This is a genomic window from Piscirickettsia salmonis LF-89 = ATCC VR-1361 (assembly GCF_000297215.2).
Classification (GTDB): domain Bacteria; phylum Pseudomonadota; class Gammaproteobacteria; order Piscirickettsiales; family Piscirickettsiaceae; genus Piscirickettsia; species Piscirickettsia salmonis.
On record NZ_AMFF02000059.1, the window covers coordinates 27510 to 53563 of the forward strand.

The window sequence follows — 26054 nt, forward strand, 5'->3', positions numbered from 1 at the left end:
ATTGCTCACCTAATCAGGTTTTTTTAGAGTATTTGATGGCGGCTTAGTATAGAGTAGTGTTGCACTTCAGATGACGGAGGGCGCATTAATACTAATAATGAAATTATAAAAATTTAACTTAATTGTAAAGAAAGCACTTCATTAAAACATCCACATTAAAATTAATTAAAGCAAAAACAATAAAGTAAACGCTATCTCTTTATTTAAAATTTTTCCCAAGCATCTCCTGTGACCCAGAAAACAAATACGGTTGCTCACCTAAGCTATTAGCTAAGTTTTCCATGCAGAGATCTCCGCTGCACTACATTCTCACGTTAATTTTGCTTATACTAAGGCCACTAGTTTAATAGAAGGTCTATCATGCAAACGGTCGATGCCATTATCCATGCGGGATTTATTATTCCCGTTCAACCACTCAATCATATACTCACCCAACATAGCCTGGTTATTCATCAAGGTAATATCCTCGATATCCTACCAACACAGTTATGCAACAGCCGCTACCAAAGCGATAACACACAAGAGCGCTTAGAGCACGTGATTATTCCTGGCCTAATTAATGCTCACACGCACTCACCGATGAGTTTATTTAGAGGACTCGCCGATGATTTAGCCTTAGACGACTGGTTGAATCATTATATCTGGCCTGCTGAAAAAAAATGGTCAACCCCAGAATTTATTGCCGCAGGCACCGAACTGGCGATTGCCGAAATGCTGCGCTCAGGAACAACCTGCTTCAATGAGCATTACCCTTTTGCGAAGATTATTGCCAAAATAACAGATAAATTAGGTATGCGTGCCTGCATCGGCGGCTTTTTCATTGATTTTCCAACCAACGATGCTCAAAATTCAGAGACTTATTTTAATAAAGCAGGTCAACTCATTCAGCAATATCAATCCCACCCTTTAATTACAATGGCAATTGCACCCCATGCACCTTACTCCGTCAGTGACAACCACTTTAAGCGCTGTTTACAACTTGCAGAAACTTATCAGTTACCGATACATATTCACATGCATGAAACTAAGTTCGAAGTGACAAATAGCCTTAAAGAATATAATGCTCGCCCACTTGAACGTTTAAATCAACTCGGCTTAATCAATCAGCGCTTTATTTCCGTACATAGCGTGTGGCTGGATGATAGCGATATTCAGTTACTTGGCACACATAACGCGCATGTCGTCCATTGCCCAAAATCTAATTTAAAACTGGCCAGTGGCTTTGCCCCCATTCAACAACTAATTGATGACGGTGTGAATGTTGCCTTAGGTACTGATGGCGCAGCAAGCAATAATAGTCTGGATTTATTCAGTGAGATGCAAACCGCAGCACTACTTGCCAAAGCAGTCAGCCAAAGCCCAACCGCACTTCCTGCAGCTCAAGCACTCAAAATGGCAACCTTAAATGGAGCAAAAGCCTTAGGTATTGATCATATCACTGGCTCTTTAGAAACAAACAAGGCTGCTGACTTGGCAATCATCCACTTAAATAACATCGAAAGCTTGCCACTATATGATCCGATTTCACAACTCGTTTATGCGACGAATAAAAGCCAAGTAACAGACACCTGGGTTGCCGGTCAACAGCTGTTGAATAATAAAAAACTAACTTTAATTAATGAACAGCAACTGTGTAATACAATTAAAGTTTGGCAAGACAAAATTAGTAAGGACTTATAACAAATGAGCACAATACAGCACTTAAATGTCGATCAAGTGGAGCTACAAAAATTCGCTGACCTTGCTCATGAATGGTGGGATACGGCAGGTCGTTGTCGACCTTTGCATGACTTAAACCCAACACGTTTAAATTTTATCAAAAGCCGGGTCAGCCTTACCAATAAAGATATTCTTGATCTTGGCTGCGGCGGCGGTATTTTGTCAGAAAGCCTCGCCAAAGAAGGTGCTCAGGTCACAGCCATTGACATGAGTAAAGATGTACTTAACGCCGCCAAACTTCACAAACTAGAAAGCCAACTCGATATAAATTATCAGCATATCAGTGCAGAAGAGCTTGCCAAGCAATCTCCAGGTAAGTTCGAGATTATCACCTGCATGGAGATGCTAGAACATGTCCCAGATCCACTCTCTATTTTACACGCCTGTAAAACGCTACTAAAACCTGGCGGCCATCTTTTTATCTCAACGATGAACCGCACCGTTAAATCCTATGTGCTCGGAGTAATCGCTGCCGAATATATTTTACAGCTACTGCCCAAAGGCACCCATGATCACCAACAATTTATCCGCCCTGATGAGCTTGCCGATTGGTGCCGTCAACTTTGCTTAAAGATTCGCCATATGGGCGGAGTGCACTATAACCCATTCACTCATAAAGCAAAATTACACCATGATGTCAGCATTAATTATATTGCACATATCACCGAGGACGAATTATGAGCGTACAAGCAGTGTTGTTTGATTTAGACGGTACTTTGCTTGATACCAGCTATGATTTATTTAACGCAGTTCAGCATACTCATCAAACTCTAGCAGAGCCACTCACCAAACAACGAATCGACCTATATCCTATTTATGGCAATGGTGTTCGTGCTATCTTGACTGCAACCCTAAAACGCACACCCAGCGAGCAAGAATGCCAACTTTGTTTAGATTATTATCGCAACACTATCTGCAAGCAAACTCAAGAATACACGGGTATCAAGCAATTATTACATAAATTAGCAACATATCCACTACCTTGGGGCATTGTCACCAATAAGCCGGAAAAGCTCACTCATACGCTGATTCAACACTTTAATTACCACCAGCAAGCAGCATGTGTTATCGGCGGAGATACAACAACAGAAAAAAAACCACATCCCAAACCTTTGCTCTACGCCGCACAACTAATAAAAATAAAACCGGAAAATTGCCTGTATATCGGAGATAATCTTCGTGATATTCAAGCTGGTAAAGCCGCCAATATGATAACGATTGCTGCAAGTTATGGATTTATTTCACCTCATACCAATATAGCTGACTGGCAAGCCGACCATATTATCAGTCAGCCTAGTGATATTTTAAATTATGTTTAAATATATTGATCACCTTGCTCTACACGTAAGCAATGCTGCAAAGTCAAAAGACTTTTACTGCCAGCACTTTGGCTTCAAGCTACATTTTTGAAACTCTTGCTTCTGGTATTAACATTCATTATTTAACCCTAGAAAATACCATACTAGAGCTTACAGAGCTGCCAAAACAAACAATCAGCGGCATGCACTTTTGCTTAATGACCGATACTTTCACTGTAAGTTTTAATCAGCTAAAGGTTCAAGGTCTAAAAATAAATCAAGCACCTCACCCAACGTCAGCACGTACTACTAACCAGAAAAACTGGCAGCGCGCTGTATTTTTGGGCCCCGACCAAGAACACATTGAAATCCGCGGTCCAAATTAAAACTCAAAAATTAGTTACAGCACACCACGGTATCAATATCAGCCTGCGCCTTATCATGATTAATAGCATGCGTATCAAAACCATCCTCACCAAAAGCTTCACTATTTTCAAGCACACGGTACCATTCCCAGCGCATGCCTTGCGGATCAGCTGACCACACTTTATTTTGTTTAGCAAAACAACAGGTTTTACCACTTTCTACCTCACCTAGGCGAATATTCTCCCGATCAAAACGTTCAATTGCTTGATCAACATCAGCTTGCTCAAATGCTTCAACCCCCAAATGATTTAAACGCTCACGCGCTTGTTTTCCTTCTAATAGCGCGAGTTTTAATGGTGGATTATTCACTATAAAATTAGCATAACCCAATTTGCGTTTATTTGCAGTTACTCCAAAAAGTTTAGAGTAATATTCAACCGCCTCATCAATATTTTCTACATTTAAAGCCAATTGTATACGTTGCACCTGCTATCTCCTTTTTTACTATTATAAAAACTCTAACTTTTTATTTTAATTATTTCAGCATAGATTATCTTTAAAAATAATTTTTAGTTTTTCCAATTGACTCTCATATTGTCCTGTTAGATCCATCGCACAATAAATCGGTTTTAATATATTAATAACCAAAGCATCCTGGTTACATTTTTTTTGATAAATCACCCAGCGACCCTCTTTATAGGAATCGACCAAGTCCAAATCTGATAACATACGCAAGTGATTTGATATGGTTGGCTGGCTAATAGGTAGTAATTGCTCTAACTCACAAACACATAATTCACGCTTTTGCAAAAACCATAAGATTAACCTTCTATTCTCATCGGAAAATGCTTTTAATATTTTAGATAGTTTTTTACTTGTTATCATTAAATCATCACTTATTTATTAATATTTACTTAAATATACTTATATTGATAGAAATATTTTTTCTTCAACCAAAGTGCAACATTAACCAGACTAACCAGCACAGGCACCTCAACCAATGGACCGATTACTCCAACAAAAGCCTGATCGGAGTTAACTCCAAACATCGCGATAGCAACAGCAATTGCAAGCTCAAAGTTATTTGAAGCGGCAGTAAAACTTAATGATGCAGCTTGCTCATATGATGCTTTTGCTTTAAACGATAAGTAAAAAGAGATAAAAAACATAATAATAAAATAAATCAATAAAGGAATAGCAATATTTACAACGTGCAATGGCAAATTAATCACACTCTTACTTTTCAAAATAAACATAACAATAATCGTAAACAACAGAGCCAACAAAGTCAGCGGTGAAATTGCAGGAATGAATTTATTTTCGTACCAATCAATAGATTTTATTTCAGTTAAAATTAATCGGCTCAAGAAACCAAGAATAAAAGGCACTCCTAAATAAATCAATACACTTTGTCCAATCGCGAACATTGAGATGTGAATAGCATTACTTTCTAAGCCAAATAATTTTGGTAATAGTGTAATAAATAAGTAAGCGTACGCTGAATAAAAGATTACAGTAAAAATAGCGTTAAATGCCACAAGTCCTGCACAATACTCTCGACTACCTTCCGCTAAATCATTCCAGACAATAACCATCGCCACGCAGCGAGCAATTCCAATTAAAATTAAGCCGTTCATCAATCCTGGCTGATTATGAAAAAAGGCCAGTGCAAGAACAAACATTAACACCGGACCGATAAGCCAATTTTGCAAGAAAGATAGACTTAATACCTTCTTGTTTTTAAAAACTCTTGGAAGATTACTATAATCTATTTTTGCTAATGGCGGATATATCATAACAACCAAACCAACAGCAATAAGCAAATTTGTTGTGCCATATGAAAAGTGGTCAATAAACTGACTACTGCCAGGCAAATAATAGCCAATAAGCAAACCCGTAGCAATTGCTACAAATATCCACACTGTTAAGTAACGATCTAAAAAGCCCAGACTCTTCAACAATAACTCCGATATATATCAATATATTTATATATATCAATATAACAATATAATTATTCATTTGCAAGAATGATACAGATAATCGTTATTGCATTATATAAAATAACCTGTAAAAAACTCAATTTAGCATAAAAAAATAAAACCAAATCAGATAAATATCGAGCAATATAAAAGGCCACTTCCTTGTACAAAGAGATCCATGAAAAAATAGAACAATTTTTATGTAGAAAAAAAATATTTTTTGCATTAGAATAGGTAAAAATACATTTACAAACTTACTAAGTCATAGGCAGCTCTAATCATCGGCCAGCCCAATATATCCGTATTTTAAAAGAGAATATGTTACAATACTTTAAATTTGAAACTGTTTTTATAAAAACAGCCTTTATTGCTATAATCTCACTCATTTTTGCTGTGACAAACTTTGTGCATGCGAGTGAGTTTACCTTTCAACAAGATGATGGCTTAATTAATGACGACTGGGTCCGTCTTGTACAACCCAGCCTGCCTCTTGGTACTCAAATCAACTCACTTGCCTTAACACAAGCAGGTGACACTCTATATATCAACACTCAATCTGTCGGTAGTTTCCTTTGTCAAGGAGATATAGCACTCAACGAATAGTTTCTGACATTGACTTCATTACTTGACTAAGCGCTGTCTCTAAATTTATTTCATCTTGATCAAGCTTCATGCGAACCCTATTTTTAAGCGGTGACCATACATGCTCTATAAGGAGAAGGCATCGTTTTTCCTTATTGTATTTTTTAACCTACTGATATTATGTCAGAAACTGTTAATCCAGCGCTATACCTGTAATCAACTAAAGCACACCTTGCCACAATTTAACCACTCTTCTCACATTAATTTTATTGCAATGTTGCAAAAATCTAACCTTATAAAAATTATTAAAGAATTACCTACTGATGTAAGTATATTTTCAGCAAGAGTTATTCACAGCACAAAAAAAAATATTTGTTGGCACACGCGCTCATAGCGCCTATCTCTATGATAAAGGAGCTTGGCAACACCTCAGCGCGTCAACAAAATCACCATCATTGCCTAAAAATTCATGGGTCTACACCATAGCAAGTTCTCACAATGGCGATAAAGTACTTATTGGCACAATGAACCATGGCGCTTATCTATGGAGAAATAACCACTGGAAGCATTTAACCATTGCTACAGAACATCCACTGACTAAATATAGCTGGATTTACAAAAGCAGCATTTCAAAAGATGGCCGTACAATCGTTATCGCCACCCACAGTAATGGTGTCTTTCTTTACCAAAATAAACATTGGCAACATTTAGATAACCCTAATCAATCAGGCCTACAAAAAAACACACTTGTTAACTCTATTTCCATGTCAGACAATGGTAAAACCATTTTATTAGGTACATTACTAGGCGCTTACCTTTATCAACAAGGCCATTGGTCTCGCATCCACAAGCATCACCATAACCTTAAACTCAAAACGATCACAGCTACCTATGTCTCTCCAAACGGAAAAACCATGCTTATCGGAACTCAACTTGGGGCTATTTATATCCGTCAACTAGAACTATTCAACTAAAATACTAAATATATCTATATAACATGAATATATATTAAATATTCTTTTGATTTATTCACTTCTTCAAATTTTTTATAAATCACACACACATTATATATTACCAATGTTTTTATATTAAAATCGATTTTTCTTTAAACGAACTTCCATCCAAAAAAATTATCAAATAAATAAAAATATTATTTTATTCCTGTTATTTATCTAAACTCATTCAGCCATCTTTCATTTTAATACTTTCATAAATATAAGCGATTACCGCATTAAATAAAGTTAAGCACGCATCTGCCAAAATAACACCCAGGTACCTTTTGCAAACAAATGAAAAATCTTCACAAGCCATACTCACAACGTTATCTGACCATATAACACGATTATTACCTAAGCTTTTTTTCAACGCGATATACCCGTTCAGTTTCTTCTAAATAATTGATTGTCGACAGATAAGGTGGAGAATCTAAAATATACTCAACCTTAGCCGCTACATCAAAAGCAGCCGCACTATGGTGAGCAATATTTTTAAAATGCTGAGCTAACATCTCCATTCCTGCCTATGACGTTGCTCGTGCTGTTCCACTCAACCCTCTCTAGTCACTTAAGCAATTTTTGCACGCATCAGCTTTTTAATTAGCTCATGTACATCATACGGCTCAAGGTCATACTCTGTTGCATAATCAATTGCCAAAGCCTGAATCGCATCATGCGCCCCAGCCCAAATCGCATCAACAGCAACCAACAAACTTTTCTCATGCTCCACACCTTGTTCTCGAGCACTATCAATAAAAGCCAATCCTTTTTCACGCTCATTTGTACAGATATCATCAATCCAACCTGATATTTCCCACTCACCAATCATTTGCTGTGCATCAATTAACGCATGGTCATCATGCTGAATTGAGACAATTGAATCAATGACATCTTTTAATTTATCTATTTCACTCATACAAAGCTCACCCCATACAACTAAATATATTATTTTAAATTTTTGGTACTATTTTTTTCCCAGCGATACATAAAATTTTCTGCCTTGTAATCACTTGCTCCTCGAAAAACATATCTTTGGCAATATCGGCCATATTATATTTTTCACCTGAAAATATATTATTAATTTTATTAAGCAAATTATGGCGGTACATATAAACTGTATTCATCTTTAATTTCAATGCGCTAGAAATATCACTGGGTTTTATCCCTTCAAATTGTGCCAACATGCATAACAACTTCATATCCGATACCCCAAACACTTCCCCCCGGTAATGCATAGGCTTCAGGTTTAAAAAACAACGGTTTTGTATAAGCTGCTCTATTCCGGTATCCGTTTCATTAATCACACCAATGATATTACCTGAATCTATCAGCGGTAGTTTATCATTAGTTACTATTGCAAAGCGTTTTTCAGACGCAATAATAGCCTCTCTGCGAATTAACTCTTTTTTGCCATTAATAATATCTCGTCGATCTTTCGATGCTTGGGCCAACGCAAAAAGTTTCGGTGTAATCGAAAGCAGGTCCATCGCCTTTCTGCCAATCACTTGATTCCTATCAAGATTTACAAATGCAATATACGCATCATTTAAAAATAGAATTTCACCACTGATATTTACAATAGAGTAAATTTTAGCCACTGTAGATTTAATCATTGTGTTTATTCTAAATTCCTCTTTAAATTTTATAGCACGCGAATTATAGCACTCGAATAAATACCAAGCTTGGCCCATTATTTTGAAGATAAATCGTCACCGGCTGACTCATATCTATAGGAGAAACACTGGTAAAGATACGGCCAACACCCCCTCCTCTGCCAAGCGCTGAAAGCATCACCACTTGACCTGCATCAAGCTCTGCGCTATTAACTACCCTCGTAAAGACCACAGCATCGGTCCCTTGACTAGCAAGCTGCAGTTCAATATTTGCTACATTATAGGGCACGCCAAAATTGTAGCTTCTAACACGCATGTATTGATGAGGCTTTAGCCATAACTTACATTTTCCCCATACATTATAGTTTTTTACATCACAGCTTGCAGCCATTGCCCGATGATGGTCTATACTAAGCGATGGAATCATTGGTAGGTCAGGGGCTTTCTTTATTGCTGAAGTTGAAGATAGTGCCGCCGCCGCATTATTTTCACTATTATCTTTATTTTTTGCTTGCGACTGCAATGGAATAGAGAGTTTAACCAATTGATCTGAAAAACTATTTTTTGAAAATGCGACAAGCAACAAGAGGCTTAGTAGAAAAATAATAATTTTTTTTTTCAAGCACAACAACTTGACCAACATGTTTGACTTTGCACCCATTTGCAGGTAAATTAACTCCAATTTGCGTGGAGATTGTTAAGACAGGCGACAACCTACCCTATATCTTAAGATAAGCATGTCAAATAGCAAAGAATGAATGCTAACAAGAGTTTATTAAGTTGTCAACCACTGTGAGTTCAGACATAAAGTTCATCTTCTGCACGCATACATACAACAAGCACTACTAATTTAAAGTTTAAAGGTGTATATCATGGTCCCTGCTAAACTTGTCCTCGAAACAGGTGAAATTTTCCACGGCATCTCACCAAGCTGGCAACAAGAAACTACCTTTGGTGAAGTCGTCTTCAATACAGGCATGGTAGGTTATCCTGAAACCATGACCGACCCTTCCTATAATGGCCAACTCATCACCTTTACCTACCCATTGATGGGTAATTACGGTGTCGGCAACTGTGAAAGCTGGGAATCAGCAAAAATTCATGCCAAAGGTATTATCGTCTCTGAACTTTCACCCCACTATGCCCGTTCTAATGCAGAACAGTCCCTCCTTAGCTGGTGTGAAGCTGAAAATATTCCTGTTATTGCTAATATTGACACACGCGCTCTAACCAAATGCTTGCGTGAAAAAGGCGTCGTTGCCGGTGCTATTACCACAGCAGATGAGCTCCCCAAAGCCTTTCCAGATAATAATGCGCGTAACCTTGTTGCTGAAGTATCAATTAAAGAACCAGCAACCTTTGGCTCTGGCGATAAGTTAATCATCGCTGTCGACTGTGGCATGAAAGAAAACATCATTCGGGAACTTAGAAACCTACCGGTTCGTGTTAAGCGTGTTCCTTACAACTATGATTATACTAATGAGCATTTCGATGGTGTTTTTATTTCCAATGGCCCAGGCAATCCTGCTCGCTGTTATGAAACAACGAATATTCTACGAAAAGCCATGGAGCAAGAAAAACCGATCTTCGGTATTTGCCTAGGCTCACAACTTATGGGGCTGGCCATTAATGCGACAACATATAAGCTGCGCTTTGGTCATCGCTCACAAAACCAACCCTGCTTACAAGAAGGCACTGATCGCTGCTTCTTAACCTCACAAAATCACGGCTATGCAATCAATGAAGACTCACTGCCAGAAGATTGGCGAGTTTCTTTTAGAAATTTAAATGATAATACCGTCCAAGGTATCGAACATAACACCAAGCCGTTTTTCTCCGTGCAATTCCACCCTGAAGCTGCTCCTGGCCCCGTCGATACCCACTGGCTTTTCAACAATTTCTATCAGCTCATTCGCGAAGGTAACTAAAGCATGCAATCTGTAAAAAAAGTACTTTTATTAGGCTCTGGTGGCCTGCGTATCAGCCAAGCAGGTGAGTTTGATTACTCTGGTTCTCAAGCGATCAAAGCGCTTAAAGAAGAAAATATTGAAGTTATTCTAGTCAATCCAAATATTGCTACAGTACAAACTGATCAGCATATGGCTGACCGTGTTTACTTGCAGCCATTAAATGAAGCAACAGTTACTAAAATTATTGAAAAAGAAAAACCAGATGCAATTTTACTTGGTTTTGGTGGACAAACCGCGCTAAATCTCGGACTCCGTCTTGAGGAAAGCGGCGTGCTTGCTGAGCATCATGTGACAGTGCTTGGCTCATCTGTAGACACCATTCGCAATGCTGAAGATCGTGATTTATTTAAAAACAAGCTTAACGAAATCGGTGTTAAAACCGCAAAAAGCGTTGCCGTAACCAATGCCGAAGATGCTTTAAATGCTGCTGAATCGATTGGCTACCCAATCATGATGCGGGCAGGTTTTTCTTTAGGCGGACTCGGCTCGGGTGTCGTCCATAGTAAAGAAGAACTAGAAAAGCGTGTCAGTGAGGTATTTAGTGTCGCTCATCAAATTTTGATCGAAGAAAACTTAATTGGCTGGAGCGAATTTGAATACGAGATTGTACGTGACTCTGCTGCAAATGCTTTAACTATTTGTAATATGGAAAACTTCGACCCTATGGGCATTCACACCGGTGAAAGTATCGTTGTTTCTCCATCACAGTCACTCAATAACCAGGAATATCATTTCTTACGTGAAATTGCCATTAAAGTCGCTCACCATTTTAATATCATCGGTGAATGTAATATTCAATATGCGTTTAACCTAGAAACTGGTGAATATCGCGTTATTGAGATCAATCCACGTCTATCACGCTCTAGCGCCCTTGCATCAAAAGCCACAGGTTATCCACTGGCTTTTATCGCCGCCAAGCTGGCATTAGGCTACAAACTCTATGAGCTTAAAAATAGCATTACTAAAAAAACCTGTGCATTTTTTGAGCCCGCACTGGATTATATCGTTGTAAAAATCCCACGCTGGGATACCCACAAGCTGAAAAAAGCTGAGCGCCGTATTGGCACTGAAATGAAAAGCGTCGGCGAAGTCATGGCGATTGGCCGCTCTTTTCCAGAAGCTTTACAAAAAGCCATCGGCATGCTCAATATTGGCGCCTCTTGCTTAAGTGATTACCCACACCCCATTGATCAGCTAGAAAGCGAAATTGAACATGCTACAGATCGTCGCATATTCGCCTTGTATCGCTATTTATTACAAGGCGGCACAGTAGAGAAAGCCAATACATTATCGAATATCGACCCCTGGTTCTTACACCATTTACATGCTATGGCACAAACAGAGCTTACAATAAAGAACCAGCAACTCACACCTGAATTATTACTTAAAGCTAAACGTCAGGGCTTTTCAGATAAAGCCATTGCAAACTTGACCAATCACGACGAAACAACCATCAGACAACAGAGAATTAGCTTAAATATCACTCCAGTCGTTAAACAAATCGATACACTGGCAGGTGAATTTAATGCTAAAACGAATTACCTGTATTTAACCTATCATGGTGATAGGCACGATATTCGCCCATCAAAAACCCCGGCAACACTTATCTTAGGCTCAGGCCCATATAGTATCGGCTCCTCGGTAGAGTTTGACTGGTGTGGCGTCACAACAGCCAGAACCTTAAAACAGCTTGACGAACGTCCGATTATTATTAATTCAAATCCTGAAACTGTCTCAACAGACTATGACGAATCAGATCGCCTTTACTTTGAGCAACTGACCTTTGAGCGCATACAAGATATTGCTGACTTTGAAAATCATCGCGGTATTATTGTCGCTATGGGAGGCCAAGTAGCAAATAACTTGGTTAACCCTTTAGATAAAGCCGGCTATCTATTATTAGGCACACCAGCGCAATCAATTAATCAGGCAGAAAATCGTGAGCTATTCTCTTCTTTATTAAACGAATTAAATATTGACCAACCTGCTTGGCATGCAGCAACTAGCCTTGATGGTGCAAAAGCCTTTGCTGAAAGTGTCGGCTACCCAGTACTCATTCGTCCATCGTTTGTGCTTTCGGGTGCAGCAATGAATGTCGTGTTTTCTGAAGATGAAATGGAGAAATACCTCAAAGAAGCATCCACCGTTTCACCTGATCATCCAGTCGTTCTTTCCCAGTTTATTCAAGAAGGTAAAGAGCTAGAGATGGACGGTGTCGCGATGAATGGCGAGATTATTATCGAAGCGATTTCTGAGCATATTGAAAATGCCGGCGTGCACTCAGGCGATGCAACTATAGTACTCCCCCCACAAAAACTCTATTTAGAAACCATTCGCCGTACCAAAAAGATTACTCGCAAAATTGTTAAAGCACTGAATATTACCGGGCCTTTTAACATCCAATTTATCGCTAAGAACAATCAAATCCAGGTCATTGAGTGTAATTTACGTGCCTCACGTTCATTTCCTTTTGTCTCTAAAGTGACTAACCATAACTTTATCGAAATCGCCACCAAAGCGATTATGGGAATCCGTGAAAGCGGCCCCTTTAACACCTTAGACCTTGATTATGTCGGCGTCAAAAGCCCACAATTTTCCTATAGCCGCTTAAAAGGTGCTAACCCAGTTCCTCATGTCGAGATGGCCTCAACAGGGGAAGTTGCCTGCCTTGGTGAAGACTTAAACGATGCATTTTTCCAGTCTTGGCAAGCAACAGAAATGTCAGTTCCTGAAAAGAAAATTTTCTTAAGTATTGGCGGTAGTCGCAAACCACGTTTACTGGAAGAAATTACTGAGCTGCATAAGCTAGGCTGGGAACTTTATACCACAGCAGGTACCCATGAGTTTCTTTTGCAAAATAATATTCCATCACACTGTGTCAATAAAGTCAGTGAGGGCGGCGAACCAAATGCAACCACACTTATCAAAAAGCGCAAAATAAGCTTGATTATTAACCTGCCTCAAGGCACTCGCAGCAGTACTTCCAGTCAAGTCACCGATGGTTTTCGCTTACGTCGCTTAGCCATTGACCATAATATACCTTTAGTCACTAATTTACAGGGAGCACAACTGATTTTGCAGTGCTTAGCGGAACTTCATGATAAAGAAGTTTATGCAAAATCCTGGCAAGAGTTTATGAATAATTAAAGAGAATAAAAGAGAGGGTTTAACCTCTCTTTTAGTTTTAGTTTTAGTTTTAATTTTAAATTATAAAGTGTATTTACACAATGACATCATCATTTTACCAACAACACCTTTTAAGCATTCAAGACTTAGATCGCGCCAAAATTGACCTTATTATAACAACAGCTCTGAACTTTAAAAAAAATAAAACACATAAAAGTTTAAGCCAACTATTAGAAAATAAAATTATTGCATCTTGCTTTTATGAAGCATCTACGCGCACACGCCTTTCCTTTGAAGCGGCCGCCCTAAAGCTCGGCGCTAAAATCATTGGCTTTTCAGACTCAAGCAATACTTCAAGCAGCAAAGGTGAAACACTGGAAGATAGCATGCGAATCATTGCATTATATGCCAATGCAATTATCTTGCGCCACCCTCAAGAAGGTGCAGCAAAGCGTACTGCAAATGTCAGTCATATTCCCATTTTAAATGCCGGTGATGGTAGCAACCAACACCCCACTCAAGCGTTGCTTGATTTGGTCACCATCATTGAAAAGCACAACACACTAGATGACTTACATATTGGTTTTAGTGGCGATTTAAAGCATGGCCGCACAGTGCATTCACTTGTTGAAGCGCTCATACATTACCAACCTGCCTGCCTTTACTTTATCAGTGATGACAGCTTACAAATCCCCGAATATTTAATACAAAAACTTGATAAAAACAACATTAATTATAAAAAATCTCATATTTTATCAGATTATTTAGATCAACTGGATGTTATTTATATGACTCGCTTACAAAAAGAACGTTTTGATAACACACCAGATGATTATAATCACAACCTCTGCTTAACCATCGACAAACTAGAAAACGCAAAAAAACAACTGCAAATCCTCCATCCATTACCCCGTGGTAATGAAATTCATCCTGCTGTTGATCATAGCCCTTATGCACATTACTTTCACCAGGCTGAAAATGGCCTGTATACTCGCCAAGCCTTATTGGCACTCACTTTAGCTGATAATATTCCTGCATTTAACAATAAATTCAGTTAAATTAATAACGAGCAATTTACATAAATTAAAAAAGGAGAGAATGACACCATGAATAAACAACAACTAATTACCGAACTAAAAAAAATTGACGCGGTACAATATGGTGAATTTACTTTAAAAAGTGGTGAAAAATCCAACGTCTATGCAGACCTGCGTCGTATTATTTCCTTTCCTAAAACACTTAAATTAATCAGTGCTGCATTTACTCAAATGGTCAAAGAAATTAACCCTGAATTAATCTGTGGCGTACCTTATGCAGCGCTGCCACTAGCCAGTGCTTTATCGCTTGAGACGGATATTCCCATGGTCATGTACCGCAAAGAAACTAAAACGCACGGCACCAAAAAACAAATCGAAGGGGTTTTCTCAGCCGGCCAAAGCTGTGTCATTATTGAGGATGTAGTCACCTCCGGTGGCAGTATTTTAACAACGGCAAACTGCTTAAAAGAGCATGGTTTACATATCGAGCATGTTTTCACCATCGTCAATCGTGAACAAGGCGGTAGCGAAAAATTACAGGAACAAGGTTATCAATTACATTGTTTGCTCACACTTGCTGACCTAATCAAAGGTGAAAAAGTATGAATTATTTAGAACGTGCTGAGCACACAGAAAATAAAGTCGCGAAAAAATTACTCACTTTAATGGCTGAGAAGCAAACGAATTTATCACTTTCTGCCGATGTCACTTCTGCTGCCCAGCTTATTCAACTCGCAGACAGCATCGGTCCTGAAATTTGCCTACTAAAAACTCATATTGACATTATTGAGGACTTCACTCCCGAACTGACTAAAACACTCAAAGAACTTGCCAAACAACATCAGTTTTTAATTTTTGAAGACCGTAAATTTGCCGATATTGGCAATACCGTTCACAAACAATTTACCGCAGGTATTTATAAAATTTCCTCTTGGGCAGATATAATCAACGCACATATGCTACCAGGCCCAGGTATTATCGATGGCCTTAAAAAAGACATTGATCTTGAAAAAACGGGGCTATTATTACTGGCACAAATGAGCTCTGCGGGTAACTTATTGCAAACTGATTATACCCAAACTACAGTCAAGATGGCCACAGCCCATAATAATTTTGTTATGGGCTTTATTTCTCGCGAAAAGCTCAGTGACGATCCGGGCATGATTCATATGACACCCGGCGTACAATTACAAGAGGGCCAAGATGCCCTAGGTCAGTGCTACCTAACACCCGACCATGTCATTAATCACTTAGGCAATGATATTATCATCGTCGGCCGTGGTATTTACGACGATAGTCAACCATTAAAAATGGCTCAAAGCTACCGCCACGCTGGCTGGCAAGCCTATCTTAAACGGCAATAGATTATAAAGCGTTCCCCTGTTCACTTGGTCTAATAAAAAAACAATATTAATAAAACAAAAGGCTCCAATAGTGAGCCTTTTATTTAAATCAATAATAATGAACCATTATTTTTCTTTTTTATTAAAAATAACCTGGTCACCACCATCATTAATCTCAACACAAATTACATCACTAGGGATAAACTCCCCCTTAAGAATGCGCTCTGCCAATGGATTTTCAATTAAGCTTTGGACTGCTCGTTTCAATGGTCGTGCACCATATACAGGGTCATAACCACGCTCTGTGACCAAATTCATCGCTGCATCGCTCACTTCAAAGCCTAATTCTTTATCTTTTAAGCGCGCGCCCAATTTCTTCAGTTGAATTTCAGCAATCTTAGCAATATTATCCTGGCTTAAACCATGAAATACCACAGACTCATCAATTCGGTTGATAAATTCTGGTCTAAAGTGTTGGCTAACGACCCCCATAACCACTGAACGCATCTGCTCATAACTTAACTCAGCACCTGCTGCTTGAATCACGTCAGAACCTAAGTTTGAAGTCATGATCACCACCGTATTACGAAAATCAACCGTACGACCCTGACTATCGGTCAAACGACCATCATCTAACACTTGTAATAATAAATTAAAAACATCTGGATGAGCTTTTTCCACTTCATCAAATAAAATCACCGAGTAAGGTCGCCTGCGTACCTGCTCAGTTAAGTGACCACCTTCTTCATAACCAACATAACCTGGAGGTGCGCCAACCAAACGTGCAACCGCATGTTTTTCCATATATTCAGACATATCAATACGAATCATTGCCTCATCCGTATCAAATAAGAAGCGTGCTAATGCCTTAGATAACTCCGTCTTACCCACCCCCGTTGGCCCTAAAAACAAGAACGAGCCGATCGGACGCGAAGGATCAGACAAACCTGCACGTGAACGACGAATGGCATTGGCTACAGCCGTTACCGCCTCACTTTGGCCAATCACCTGATCATGCAAAACCTCTTCCATTTTTAATAATTTCTCACGCTCACTACGCATCATCCGCGTGACAGGAATCCCCGTCCATTTGGCAATTACCTCAGCAATCTGTTCATCCGTGACAGACGAGCGTACTAGTTTTTTCTCATCACCGGTAGATAACTCTGCTGATTTTAATTGTTTCTCTAAATCTGGAATTTTTCCATACTGCAACTCGGCCATTTTGCCTAAGTCACCGGTACGATTTGCTGCATCTAAATCCAAACGGGCTTGCTCTAATTCAGATTTTAAATGTTGCGTACCTTGTAAAGAGGCCTTTTCCGCCTGCCAAACATCATTTAAATCAGCATATTCCTTTTCCAGCTGGGTGACTTCTTGCTTTAGTTTATGTAAACGCTTTAATGATGCACTATCCGTTTCTTTTTTCAGTGCTTCACCTTCAATTTTCAGCTGAATCAAGCGACGATCAAGCTTATCCATCGCCTCAGGCTTCGAGTCGATTTCCATACGAATACGACTTCCTGCCTCATCAATTAAATCAATCGCTTTATCTGGCAAATTACGATCGGTAATATACCGATGTGATAAATTAGCAGCGGCAACAATGGCAGGATCGGTAATTTGCACACCATGATGAACCTCATAGCGTTCTTTTAAGCCTCGCAAAATCGCAATAGTATCTTCAACCGTTGGCTCTGTAACCAGTACTTTTTGAAAACGTCGCTCTAAAGCCGGATCTTTTTCTATATATTGGCGATATTCATCCAGTGTTGTCGCACCAACACAGTGCAATTCACCTCGAGCCAGCGCTGGTTTTAGCATATTTCCTGCATCCATCGCACCGTCGGCTTTACCCGCACCAACCACCGTATGCAGCTCATCAATAAATAAAATCACTTGGCCTTCTTGCTTAGACAACTCATTTAAAACAGCTTTTAAACGCTCTTCAAATTCACCACGAAACTTTGCTCCTGCTAATAACGCCCCCATATCCAAAGATAAAATTTTCTTATTTTTAAGCCCTTCAGGAACTTCGCCATTCACTATACGCTGGGCTAGCCCTTCAACAATGGCCGTTTTTCCCACGCCCGGTTCACCAATTAATACAGGATTATTCTTGGTTCGACGCTGTAATACTTGCACGGTACGACGAATCTCATCATCACGGCCAATCACAGGATCAATTTTGCCAGCCTCCGCTCGCTCTGTTAAATCAATGGTATATTTATCCAAAGCCTGGCGATTACCTTCTGCCGCCTGATCATTAATATTTTGACCACCACGCACACGCTCTATCGCCGCTTCAACATTTTTTATATTGGCACCTGCTGCCTGATAAATACGACCTAACTCACCCTTATCTTCAAAGACGGCCAGTGCGAACAATTCACTGGAAATATACTGGTCATTACGCTTTTGTGCGTACTTATCTGTCAAGTTTAATAATCGTGACAAATCATTTGATACATGCACTTGACCACTATGATCAACAACTTTTGGTAAGCGATCAAGCAATCCATTCACCCCTTGATCAAGTTGACTCACACTCACACCAGCATTTTGTAAAATCGGTCTAACCGCACCTCCTTGTTGATCCAGCAAGGCTTTAAGTAAATGTACCGGCTCTATAAAGTTATGATCCTGTCCTAATGCTAAAGACTGTGCATCTGCAATTGCAACTTGAAACTGATTCGTCAATCGATCCATTCTCATACGGATACCCCCTTAAATTTATGCTTGCTCTATATATTGGGGCTGAAGTTATAAACTCAAGAGAAAGTTTCAAAATCAACAATCTAACTCACTCCCAATACAATACTTCCCCGACCTACCAATAAACTTACAATAATAACTCACCTATAAAAGACCAGAGACTTTTCAACACCATCCATCGTTTAACTCAAAAAGCTGACCCTACACATTAATCATCTAACAGTATAAAAGCACCATCCAATTAATTTCTTAATTTTTATTAATTTTTTAGTAAAAAATATATTTTTATTTAAAAAATACAAATAATAAATAACAATACCTATATTAATAAAAATAAAACATTCGCCAATTTATTAACCAATCAAAAAATAATACAAGAGCATATCCAGCTTCAGTGAGCTATTTACTTGCTCAAAAAACCGAATAGACTCTCTCATCATAACGCCCACTATTACAGGCAAATTAAGAAGTGTGCTTATTCCAGAAACTTTTTGTTGAATTCCACGCACTGTTTGCCGCTTTTGACGTCGCATCAACCGCTTTGTTCGCGACAGACTCAAGCTGGCATTTAGTAGACCCCTGACAATAAGTCGCAAGCTGCTCTGATTCTTTTTGGCGTTTCTCAAAATTACTTAGATAAATGCCAGTAATTTCTGCATTACGCATCACTAATACATTCCCTGAGCTTTGATTATTGTTTTTCTCAGAAAAACTAAAATTCCCAGTAATTACCATTTTTCTATCAATTAATATCACTTTATTTGCAGCTACTGTGGGCTTATAGTCAACTAAAAATGGAATTTTGCTTTTAGTAAATTCTGCAACAACACTATTACGGCTATTAACATTGGACTTATCTAATAACACTTGAACCTTTACACCACGCTTTTGAGCAGCACGCAACGCATTAGCAATTGATGTCGACGTAAAATCATCCGCTTGCACATCAACGGATGTCTTTGCTTGATTAATTGCATTAACAATTAAGCTCCCACACTGCTCATTTGGAGTAAAACAGACTTGTGCTGCAACACTCTCGCTGCGATTACTTAGCGCCCACACAGAAGACACCATAAACAGACTTATACTAGCACTAATTAGCAATTTTTTCATCACTCTCCCCCTTAGTTTACATTCATTGCAAGCTATTTTAGGTATTAACCATTAGCAAAATCTTAAACCTTAAATTTAATATGTCAAATAACGCATTTTATTGATTTTAGTTTAATTTTAAATAACCAGTTGAATTAAGTATAATTTATACATAAAGCTCAAGCTTCTCATTGACAAGTCGATATCCATATTAATAAACCTCTGCTCAAGGATAGAGCAATGTTCAAGAAATTAACTTACAAAAAATCAATTTACTTTAGCTTATTCACCTTACTTGCCATCATCTTTAGCTTAAAGAGCCAGGCAACAAGTGCTTCTATTACCAATAAAATAAATAACAATATTCAAGCTAATCTTGCTGGATTGCATATAAGTTATAAAGAAACACTAAACGGTAGTATATTTAACGAAGAGCAAGGCAATGTCCCGGGGCTGGATATCTCGCTAAGCAAAACCATTAAAAACCTTTATCTGCATGCTAATGTCAGTCTATACTCTGGAAAATACACCTATGATGGTGGTTACAGCAGCGGTGGGTCAACCGTACCTTTTAGCTTTAAATACAATCGGCCACTGTATAATCTTTCAGGTCGATTAGGCTATCGCATCAAAATGAATCCACATCTTCACATCACACCCTACGGGGAGTTCGGCTATTATCAGTGGGATCGCCACCTTATTGCTCCTCCAGTCGCTAACGGCATCGCTATTGATGAAATTTATCGCCATTATTTTGCTGGTATCGGTGCAAAACTAGATATACAAATTGGCTCCCGCTTCATCTTATCCCCACATGCCAGCCTAGGTTCAACATTAAACCCAGTAATGGACTTTAGCGCCGTAGAACCTGCCACCCATATAGAAGATACTTTGGCCCTTGGCCAAAAGCCTTACTATCAACTGGGTATTGATATGATGTATTTACTTTCTGATCACTTTAGTATCACCGGTTTTATTCGCTATAAAAGCTTTGAATATGGAGAAAGCTCGACCACAGTCGTCACACTTGCACCATCAACCCAAGCCCTTGCAGCAGAACCTGATAGTGTCACACGCTTACTAACCTTCGGTATTGGTGCATCTTATAACTTTTGATTACTTTAATTCCCATAATGCAGCCTTAACAATCTCTTTTTTAAGGCTGTTTAATTTTTTTATCTCTGCTTTTAATAAGCCAGTCTGCTGGTCAAATAAATTATACTCGCCTTCCCTTTACTCAAAATCGCTGTTAACGTAAAATTTTTGACCTAAATTAATTTTATTACTTAATATTTAAAGAGAGCTCATGATAGATATACATACTCTGCGCCAACATGCCATTGCCGCAGCAAAGCACGCTTACTCTCCTTATTCACAAGCAAAAGTAGGTAGTGCAATTCTTACGACAAACGGCCACATATACAGTGGTTGCAATGTAGAAAACAGCAGCTTTGGCGCAACAATTTGCGCAGAACGCTCAGCAATAATGCAAATGATTAGCCAAAGTGGCCACGCTCACATCGATAAGGTTTATATCTACACCAAAGCTGGCTGGCCACCCTGTGGACTCTGCCGTCAAGTCATTAGCGAATTTGCTACAATCGACACAGAAATTATTATAGGCAATGAAGAAGGCCAGGAAAAACACCTCCCCTTCAGCCAGTTATTTCCATTAGCTTATACCGCAGCAGAGTACCAAAACAAATAATTTTAACAGGGTATTATCACATCTCTGGTGCCCCAGCAGCATCAACCATCGCACGCTCTTGGCCAACAGCATCTACTCCAGCAGCATCAGCCTGTTGAAATAATTGTGGCACTGCTACTGGGCCTGCTTCCTGTGCAGCGCTGTTTTCAAGCCTAGCTTCTATACCACCGATCACCAAATTTATTATATTCGATTGCTCTCTTAAAATAAGCTTAGCTTTAAATTCAGCCCCCACATCGTATCGAGGTATAAGCCAGTCATCTACAAACTGTTTTAACGCTGTAACCAATTGACGCTGCTGCCCTGGGTCCAACTCACTTAAATCAATACGTTGCAAATGCTGGCCGATAAAGCTGCGCGGACCAAGTAGGCCTTTAGTAAAACGGTCACTAATAAATAAAGGCTCCTCGTCAATACTCTCATCTGTGAGCGCCAACTTATGAAATCTCACTCCTTCAGCAATTACACCTTGTACCCTAGCATTATTGAGTACTAATTCCTTCAGCTCAATACGAAAATCTAAATCATCACCCGTTAAAAATTTTTTAAGAGCGCCTGCTGTGATCATAATCTCTCCTGATTAAATTAATTTAAATTCATTAACAATTAAACAACTTAACAAAGAAAAATAATCAAAAACATAGCCAAAAAAGTTTTTTTTCTATAAGAAAGTTTAAGAAACATATACTTAATATGTAGCAAAGATAATATGCAATAACTCTTATTACTTATAGTTAAATCACAGATAAAAATATTTTTTAAAATTATAAACATTAAACTATAAAGCTTATGTTTTTCCTATATAGATAAATTAGTATCTCTTCTCTACATTCTTCACCCTTAGATTAAATAAAAATAAAAGTAAAGCAAGGAATTAATATGCCAATAGCATCTTTTGATATTACGAAAATTTGTGAGGAATGGGAAAGTACAAAATTAGGTGGAATAATAGAAATACAAAGTCTACCAACTGCTTTTAGAGGAATGCAAATAGAAAGATCAGAGGCCGAGCACATATTTGCTGAAGGCATGTGGTCCAGAGCAAGAAGAAACTTAGAGAAACCTAATTACTCTCCTGCTAAGCATATTGAAAGTTTAAACGGAGCCAATGGCTATGTTTCAACAACAACAGATTTATCTGTCGCAAAAAAATTTGCAAAAAAACGTGGCTTCGTATTCTTGATAATGCCAGAAGTAGCTATTAAAATAACAGGAAGCACCACTGTCAATGCTCTTAAAGAACAAGAACTTATCATCCCTAATGGAGTTCCCCCTGGTCAAGTTTTGGCGTGTAGAGCATGTGAAAGCGGAACTCTCGTCGGCCCTATATATACAAATAGCAGCCTTAATGAAATACAGGCTACACTCGTACAAATACTTTTAACAGACAACGGTCCCAATCAAAAACCACATATTTTCCCTATTAATGGCCCAATGCAGCCTATCCCTAAGGAGCCAGTAGAACCACCTCCACCGATATTCCTTCAGGAAATGCAAGCTGCTGCTTTAGCTGATGCGCCACCTCAAGACACCGGACTCCAAGCTTGGCTTCCTTATGATATTTAATTAAGCAACTGGAAAAGTAAAGCTCAAGGATGACAAAAGTTGTTTATTCGCCTGACTATTATAAAATAACGTAGAAGACCTAATATCTTGGCTATTTCTTTCCTGCTGCATAAATTGCTTAAACTCAGCAGTGCTCACTGTTAATGAGTCATTTCTTCTTCGACCAGCATAGTAACTCATCATCTTTGGCTGTAATTTCACTATTTTGTCATGTTTATTTTTATAACACTCTAATTTTTCACAAATAGTCAAACAAGTATCTTTTAAAAGATCAACAGCATAACCTTTCAAATAATTTGATGCCGCTTTATTCATGTAAAAATTAACATAACTAGAATCTATTGAATAAAGAAATTGAGCACTTAATAATTTATTAATATCACCAATGAGAGCTTTAAATTTATTTTTATTAAAAACTCCATTATCAATATATTCAAATAATATATAATTAAAAAACTCTTTTCTTGATTTTAAATCATCTATTTTATCCAAAAAACTATTAAAAATTAGCATTAATCCATTATCAATAAACTCAGGTATAGTTTTTACTATTTCAATCTGTATTTCTAGATTAAAACTAGCTAAACTCTGCACTAACTCTTTTTTTGTGGCGCTTGGATAGAGCTCTAATAAAAATTTAACTTGTTTTATAATCTCTTTATTACCTTTGGGAGGGAAATCATTAAACTCTTTCTGTAGCTGTAAAATTGCTGAAAATAAACTTTTATGCTTATGAGTGATATAAATTTTAGCTGCTTTATAACGCAGATATAAATCACCACTTAAATTAATATTGTTTATATTGCTATTAATATAATTTTTTACTTCACAAAAAATATTAAGATAATTTTTTTTATATTCTTCATACTTGTTAATTAAATTTTTTACTGCCTCTATATGATTACATTTTTTAAAAAACTCAGGCTGGCTATATTCTTTGAAGAAAGAAAATAAGTCTAGGCAATCTGAATCTTTTCTTTCTTTTAATTGATATCGAGGTCTAATTAAATGATAGGTTTTATAAGCAACAAAAGGTAATGCCAACACTAAACCTGCAATAATACAGGCAAAAGAAACAGCAGCATTCGCTAGCGAACTATGACTGATAAGTACATCAATACCAACAGCTGCAGCAAAAGAGTTTTTAATTGTATTAATATAATCTCTAATTATTAAAAATGGCTTTGATATAATTTTATATAACTTATAAACAATATTGTTATTTAATTTTCCTTTTTTAATATTTAATTGATATTCTTTTTTTTCCAGGACCTCTCTAAGTTTATTTTTTAATGACTCAATATCTTTGCTATCATCAACATCTATAAATTTACCAATATACTTTCTATAGCTAGAATCATTTTTAAAGTGATTATGATAATCAATCAGCTTATCTTCATTATCCAATTTATTTAAAAATTTTAAATATATTAATTCCTCTTGTAATTGACTCTCTTTTTCTTTGAAAAGCTTAACAATAATAGAGCCTAATGTATAAATTCCATAGATTACACACATACTAATAGCAACAGGAGGAAGAGAGGTCACAAGGCCAAAAAGCCCTAATAACATAAAGATATTGCCTGCGATATAAAGGCCATCAGTTAAACCATCAATGATATTTGTAAAAACAAGTTTACGGTTATTTTTAAAGCTGGGAGGAAAAATACTTTTAAAATCTTGGTCATATTGATTAATTAAATACTGTTTAATTAACCTTACATTATTATTTCTTTTTTCTTCAAGATGAAGTTTATACAGGTTATTCGCTATTAATAAAATGCCCACGGCAAAACCAATCGCACCCGCAGGTGAAAAAATAGACACGGCAATAGCCTGATGAGAAAAAGTTGCAATTAGATTTGATATGTTAATAACCGCATGTCGGCCATTCTTAGCAGCGCTTAAAACTTCTCTAAACTTTCTATAATAATCTTCTACCTTTTTATTTTTATGAAATTGAGAATAGGCTGTTAAAGTGCCCAAAATACCAAATAGCGCAAATGAGCCTAATGCTGAATAAGAAGTCGCATCACTCGTAAATGCTAACTGCTCCCCTGCTATATCTTCAAAGTATTTTAAACTACTCTCATATAGATAAGTTGAATCAGCGAATTGGCCGAATCCATTTAAAAACCGTTGATAATAATGACGCTCATTTTCTGACCACAGGTCACTGTAAATGCAATCCAATTCAGAGCTATCTGGCATAATCTAGAGGTTAAATTAATTTTTCACTCACCTTAGCAAAGAAATATTACAATTTAATGAAATATATATTATTTAAATTAAATAAGTTAGCATCCAGCCATATAACCCAGAAGCAAAGCCGACTCTCAATCAAACACTTCCGAATTAATCTAACACTATGGAGCCGCTTAAATTAGCGACAGGTTAATATGTCCAATTACACCATTACGGAGAATCTACCCGCTGTAACTTAAAAGTCAATAAATTTTAATTACCATTAACTTAATAGTTACAAAACCATAATTTTAATATATATATTGTATACATTAAAATTTAAATTAATATGGATATAACTTAGAGAAAAGGTTGGGCTTATGCTAAGCATTCAAGAAAGTATTTACAAGCTATGTAAGAGCATACAACCAAGATATATCCGCCCTGAAGAAAAATCCATCAACCCTGCCTTTGAAAATCTAGATCAAGGCAAACACTGTCCCATTAATAACCATGAGCATAGAATTTTTGTCTTAACCCAAAGCCTCACGCTCAACACAGGCATTAAAAATAGTGAGCATAATTCACAATTAGTACTGAAAACAGATCCAAACACTCATAAATTTATTAACTGGAATGACAGATATGGACATCCATCTATTGCAAATGAAGAACTCACCTTACGCACAGGTCATAAACATTTTAATCGCCTAAGCTCTTCAAAAGCTATTTGATTTGACCGCACAAGTAATTTATATTTG

Annotated in this window: 27 protein-coding genes; 16 read left to right on the plus strand and 11 right to left on the minus strand. The window is 37.6% G+C overall.

Annotated features, from left to right (window positions below; genetic code table 11):
• The first annotated feature begins 360 nt into the window (after positions 1 to 360).
• Genes C200_RS06295 through C200_RS06310 form a run of 5 tightly spaced genes read left to right on the plus strand, consistent with a single transcriptional unit; the run spans position 361 to position 3403 of the window.
• Positions 361 to 1680, plus strand: a complete 1320-nt coding sequence (locus tag C200_RS06295; RefSeq protein WP_016211507.1) for a TRZ/ATZ family hydrolase — start codon at positions 361 to 363, stop codon at positions 1678 to 1680.
• Positions 1681 to 1683: 3 nt separating this feature from the next.
• Positions 1684 to 2400, plus strand: a complete 717-nt coding sequence (gene ubiG, locus C200_RS06300) for a bifunctional 2-polyprenyl-6-hydroxyphenol methylase/3-demethylubiquinol 3-O-methyltransferase UbiG (protein ID WP_016211505.1) — start codon at positions 1684 to 1686, stop codon at positions 2398 to 2400.
• Positions 2397 to 3038, plus strand: a complete 642-nt coding sequence (locus C200_RS06305) for an HAD family hydrolase (protein WP_016211506.1) — start codon at positions 2397 to 2399, stop codon at positions 3036 to 3038. Before ubiG ends, C200_RS06305 begins: the two co-directional genes overlap by 4 nt.
• A complete protein-coding gene (locus tag C200_RS16710) occupies positions 3031 to 3129 on the plus strand; it encodes a VOC family protein (protein WP_075274921.1) in 99 nt (32 codons plus the stop codon). The genes C200_RS06305 and C200_RS16710 overlap by 8 nt, the downstream gene beginning before the upstream one ends.
• Positions 3107 to 3403, plus strand: coding sequence for a hypothetical protein (locus C200_RS06310; RefSeq protein ID WP_075274922.1), 297 nt, complete (start codon positions 3107 to 3109; stop codon positions 3401 to 3403). The genes C200_RS16710 and C200_RS06310 overlap by 23 nt, the downstream gene beginning before the upstream one ends.
• 10 nt (positions 3404 to 3413) lie before the next feature.
• Here the strand turns inward: C200_RS06310 and C200_RS06315 are convergent, their stop codons facing one another.
• Genes C200_RS06315 through arsB form a run of 3 tightly spaced genes read right to left on the minus strand, consistent with a single transcriptional unit; the run spans position 3414 to position 5341 of the window.
• Positions 3414 to 3869 carry an ArsI/CadI family heavy metal resistance metalloenzyme gene (locus tag C200_RS06315; protein ID WP_016211503.1) on the minus strand — a complete coding sequence of 152 codons (456 nt, stop codon included), beginning with the start codon at positions 3867 to 3869 and terminating at the stop codon, positions 3414 to 3416.
• A 54-nt stretch (positions 3870 to 3923) separates the two neighbouring features.
• Positions 3924 to 4268 (minus strand): ArsR/SmtB family transcription factor, encoded by a 345-nt coding sequence (locus C200_RS06320; protein ID WP_016211508.1) that lies wholly within the window; start codon positions 4266 to 4268, stop codon positions 3924 to 3926.
• Positions 4269 to 4297: 29 nt separating this feature from the next.
• Positions 4298 to 5341 (minus strand): ACR3 family arsenite efflux transporter, encoded by a 1044-nt coding sequence (arsB, locus tag C200_RS06325; protein ID WP_016211502.1) that lies wholly within the window; start codon positions 5339 to 5341, stop codon positions 4298 to 4300.
• A 339-nt stretch (positions 5342 to 5680) separates the two neighbouring features.
• On the opposite strand from arsB, the gene C200_RS06330 reads away from it, so the two are divergent.
• Positions 5681 to 5965, plus strand: a complete 285-nt coding sequence (locus C200_RS06330; protein ID WP_016211504.1) for a hypothetical protein — start codon at positions 5681 to 5683, stop codon at positions 5963 to 5965.
• A 434-nt stretch (positions 5966 to 6399) separates the two neighbouring features.
• Positions 6400 to 6918, plus strand: coding sequence for a WD40 repeat domain-containing protein (locus C200_RS06340; RefSeq protein WP_016210192.1), 519 nt, complete (start codon positions 6400 to 6402; stop codon positions 6916 to 6918).
• 371 nt (positions 6919 to 7289) lie between these two features.
• On the opposite strand, the gene C200_RS15380 is transcribed toward C200_RS06340, so the two are convergent.
• The 4 genes from C200_RS15380 to C200_RS06360 are packed head-to-tail and all read right to left on the minus strand — an operon-like array spanning position 7290 to position 9174.
• On the minus strand, positions 7290 to 7451 hold the full coding sequence (locus C200_RS15380) for a hypothetical protein (protein WP_016210193.1): 162 nt from the start codon (positions 7449 to 7451) through the stop codon (positions 7290 to 7292).
• A gap of 56 nt (positions 7452 to 7507) precedes the next feature.
• Positions 7508 to 7855 (minus strand): hypothetical protein, encoded by a 348-nt coding sequence (locus C200_RS06350; RefSeq protein WP_016210194.1) that lies wholly within the window; start codon positions 7853 to 7855, stop codon positions 7508 to 7510.
• 34 nt (positions 7856 to 7889) lie between these two features.
• Positions 7890 to 8537 (minus strand): PAS domain-containing protein, encoded by a 648-nt coding sequence (locus tag C200_RS06355; RefSeq protein ID WP_230384806.1) that lies wholly within the window; start codon positions 8535 to 8537, stop codon positions 7890 to 7892.
• A 58-nt stretch (positions 8538 to 8595) separates the two neighbouring features.
• Positions 8596 to 9174 carry a hypothetical protein gene (locus tag C200_RS06360; RefSeq protein ID WP_152498667.1) on the minus strand — a complete coding sequence of 193 codons (579 nt, stop codon included), beginning with the start codon at positions 9172 to 9174 and terminating at the stop codon, positions 8596 to 8598.
• A 250-nt stretch (positions 9175 to 9424) separates the two neighbouring features.
• Between C200_RS06360 and carA the strand changes: the two genes are divergently transcribed.
• The 5 genes from carA (at position 9425) to pyrF (ending at position 16049) form a co-directional block, all read left to right on the plus strand.
• Positions 9425 to 10480 (plus strand): glutamine-hydrolyzing carbamoyl-phosphate synthase small subunit, encoded by a 1056-nt coding sequence (gene carA / locus C200_RS06365; RefSeq protein WP_016210201.1) that lies wholly within the window; start codon positions 9425 to 9427, stop codon positions 10478 to 10480.
• A 3-nt stretch (positions 10481 to 10483) separates the two neighbouring features.
• On the plus strand, positions 10484 to 13669 hold the full coding sequence (carB, locus tag C200_RS06370; protein ID WP_016210187.1) for a carbamoyl-phosphate synthase (glutamine-hydrolyzing) large subunit: 3186 nt from the start codon (positions 10484 to 10486) through the stop codon (positions 13667 to 13669).
• A gap of 80 nt (positions 13670 to 13749) precedes the next feature.
• Complete coding sequence (gene pyrB / locus C200_RS06375; RefSeq protein ID WP_016210205.1) at positions 13750 to 14706, plus strand: aspartate carbamoyltransferase; 957 nt, start codon at positions 13750 to 13752, stop codon at positions 14704 to 14706.
• 48 nt (positions 14707 to 14754) lie between these two features.
• On the plus strand, positions 14755 to 15291 hold the full coding sequence (gene pyrE, locus C200_RS06380; protein WP_016210206.1) for an orotate phosphoribosyltransferase: 537 nt from the start codon (positions 14755 to 14757) through the stop codon (positions 15289 to 15291).
• Positions 15288 to 16049, plus strand: coding sequence for an orotidine-5'-phosphate decarboxylase (gene pyrF / locus C200_RS06385; RefSeq protein ID WP_016210199.1), 762 nt, complete (start codon positions 15288 to 15290; stop codon positions 16047 to 16049). Before pyrE ends, pyrF begins: the two co-directional genes overlap by 4 nt.
• A 105-nt stretch (positions 16050 to 16154) precedes the next feature.
• On the opposite strand, the gene clpB is transcribed toward pyrF, so the two are convergent.
• Positions 16155 to 18743, minus strand: a complete 2589-nt coding sequence (clpB, locus tag C200_RS06390) for an ATP-dependent chaperone ClpB (RefSeq protein ID WP_016210202.1) — start codon at positions 18741 to 18743, stop codon at positions 16155 to 16157.
• A gap of 462 nt (positions 18744 to 19205) precedes the next feature.
• Positions 19206 to 19856, minus strand: a complete 651-nt coding sequence (locus tag C200_RS06395; protein WP_032126472.1) for a phospholipase D-like domain-containing protein — start codon at positions 19854 to 19856, stop codon at positions 19206 to 19208.
• Between the two features lie 219 nt (positions 19857 to 20075).
• Here C200_RS06395 and C200_RS06400 point away from each other — a divergent pair, with 219 nt between their 5' ends.
• Complete coding sequence (locus C200_RS06400; protein ID WP_016210190.1) at positions 20076 to 20951, plus strand: hypothetical protein; 876 nt, start codon at positions 20076 to 20078, stop codon at positions 20949 to 20951.
• Between the two features lie 190 nt (positions 20952 to 21141).
• Complete coding sequence (cdd, locus tag C200_RS06405; RefSeq protein WP_016210195.1) at positions 21142 to 21543, plus strand: cytidine deaminase; 402 nt, start codon at positions 21142 to 21144, stop codon at positions 21541 to 21543.
• A 16-nt stretch (positions 21544 to 21559) separates the two neighbouring features.
• Here cdd and C200_RS06410 read toward each other — a convergent pair whose 3' ends face one another.
• Entirely contained in the window at positions 21560 to 22111 is a 552-nt protein-coding gene (locus C200_RS06410; RefSeq protein WP_016210198.1) for a hypothetical protein, read from the minus strand.
• Positions 22112 to 22422: 311 nt separating this feature from the next.
• Between C200_RS06410 and C200_RS06415 the strand changes: the two genes are divergently transcribed.
• Entirely contained in the window at positions 22423 to 23109 is a 687-nt protein-coding gene (locus C200_RS06415) for a hypothetical protein (protein ID WP_016210188.1), read from the plus strand.
• Here C200_RS06415 and C200_RS06420 read toward each other — a convergent pair whose 3' ends face one another.
• The gene (locus C200_RS06420; RefSeq protein ID WP_016210185.1) at positions 23110 to 25320 is read right to left on the minus strand and encodes a hypothetical protein; all 2211 of its coding nucleotides are present in this window, start codon (positions 25318 to 25320) and stop codon (positions 23110 to 23112) included.
• Between the two features lie 353 nt (positions 25321 to 25673).
• On the opposite strand from C200_RS06420, the gene C200_RS06425 reads away from it, so the two are divergent.
• Positions 25674 to 26027, plus strand: a complete 354-nt coding sequence (locus tag C200_RS06425; RefSeq protein WP_016210196.1) for a hypothetical protein — start codon at positions 25674 to 25676, stop codon at positions 26025 to 26027.
• Positions 26028 to 26054 lie beyond the last annotated feature (27 nt).

What these genes read in the sequence shown, in the direction of transcription:
- C200_RS06295 (WP_016211507.1), top strand. Translation starts at nt 361, where the DNA reads ATGCAAACGGTCGATGCCATTATCCATGCGGGATTTATTATTCCCGTT.
- ubiG (WP_016211505.1), top strand. Translation starts at nt 1,684, where the DNA reads ATGAGCACAATACAGCACTTAAATGTCGATCAAGTGGAGCTACAAAAA.
- C200_RS06305 (WP_016211506.1), top strand. Translation starts at nt 2,397, where the DNA reads ATGAGCGTACAAGCAGTGTTGTTTGATTTAGACGGTACTTTGCTTGAT.
- C200_RS16710 (WP_075274921.1), top strand. Translation starts at nt 3,031, where the DNA reads ATGTTTAAATATATTGATCACCTTGCTCTACACGTAAGCAATGCTGCA.
- C200_RS06320 (WP_016211508.1), bottom strand. Translation starts at nt 4,268, where the DNA reads ATGATAACAAGTAAAAAACTATCTAAAATATTAAAAGCATTTTCCGAT.
- C200_RS06330 (WP_016211504.1), top strand. Translation starts at nt 5,681, where the DNA reads ATGTTACAATACTTTAAATTTGAAACTGTTTTTATAAAAACAGCCTTT.
- C200_RS15380 (WP_016210193.1), bottom strand. Translation starts at nt 7,451, where the DNA reads ATGTTAGCTCAGCATTTTAAAAATATTGCTCACCATAGTGCGGCTGCT.
- C200_RS06350 (WP_016210194.1), bottom strand. Translation starts at nt 7,855, where the DNA reads ATGAGTGAAATAGATAAATTAAAAGATGTCATTGATTCAATTGTCTCA.
- carA (WP_016210201.1), top strand. Translation starts at nt 9,425, where the DNA reads ATGGTCCCTGCTAAACTTGTCCTCGAAACAGGTGAAATTTTCCACGGC.
- carB (WP_016210187.1), top strand. Translation starts at nt 10,484, where the DNA reads ATGCAATCTGTAAAAAAAGTACTTTTATTAGGCTCTGGTGGCCTGCGT.
- pyrB (WP_016210205.1), top strand. Translation starts at nt 13,750, where the DNA reads ATGACATCATCATTTTACCAACAACACCTTTTAAGCATTCAAGACTTA.
- pyrE (WP_016210206.1), top strand. Translation starts at nt 14,755, where the DNA reads ATGAATAAACAACAACTAATTACCGAACTAAAAAAAATTGACGCGGTA.
- pyrF (WP_016210199.1), top strand. Translation starts at nt 15,288, where the DNA reads ATGAATTATTTAGAACGTGCTGAGCACACAGAAAATAAAGTCGCGAAA.
- clpB (WP_016210202.1), bottom strand. Translation starts at nt 18,743, where the DNA reads ATGAGAATGGATCGATTGACGAATCAGTTTCAAGTTGCAATTGCAGAT.
- C200_RS06395 (WP_032126472.1), bottom strand. Translation starts at nt 19,856, where the DNA reads ATGAAAAAATTGCTAATTAGTGCTAGTATAAGTCTGTTTATGGTGTCT.
- C200_RS06400 (WP_016210190.1), top strand. Translation starts at nt 20,076, where the DNA reads ATGTTCAAGAAATTAACTTACAAAAAATCAATTTACTTTAGCTTATTC.
- cdd (WP_016210195.1), top strand. Translation starts at nt 21,142, where the DNA reads ATGATAGATATACATACTCTGCGCCAACATGCCATTGCCGCAGCAAAG.
- C200_RS06410 (WP_016210198.1), bottom strand. Translation starts at nt 22,111, where the DNA reads ATGATCACAGCAGGCGCTCTTAAAAAATTTTTAACGGGTGATGATTTA.
- C200_RS06415 (WP_016210188.1), top strand. Translation starts at nt 22,423, where the DNA reads ATGCCAATAGCATCTTTTGATATTACGAAAATTTGTGAGGAATGGGAA.
- C200_RS06420 (WP_016210185.1), bottom strand. Translation starts at nt 25,320, where the DNA reads ATGCCAGATAGCTCTGAATTGGATTGCATTTACAGTGACCTGTGGTCA.
- C200_RS06425 (WP_016210196.1), top strand. Translation starts at nt 25,674, where the DNA reads ATGCTAAGCATTCAAGAAAGTATTTACAAGCTATGTAAGAGCATACAA.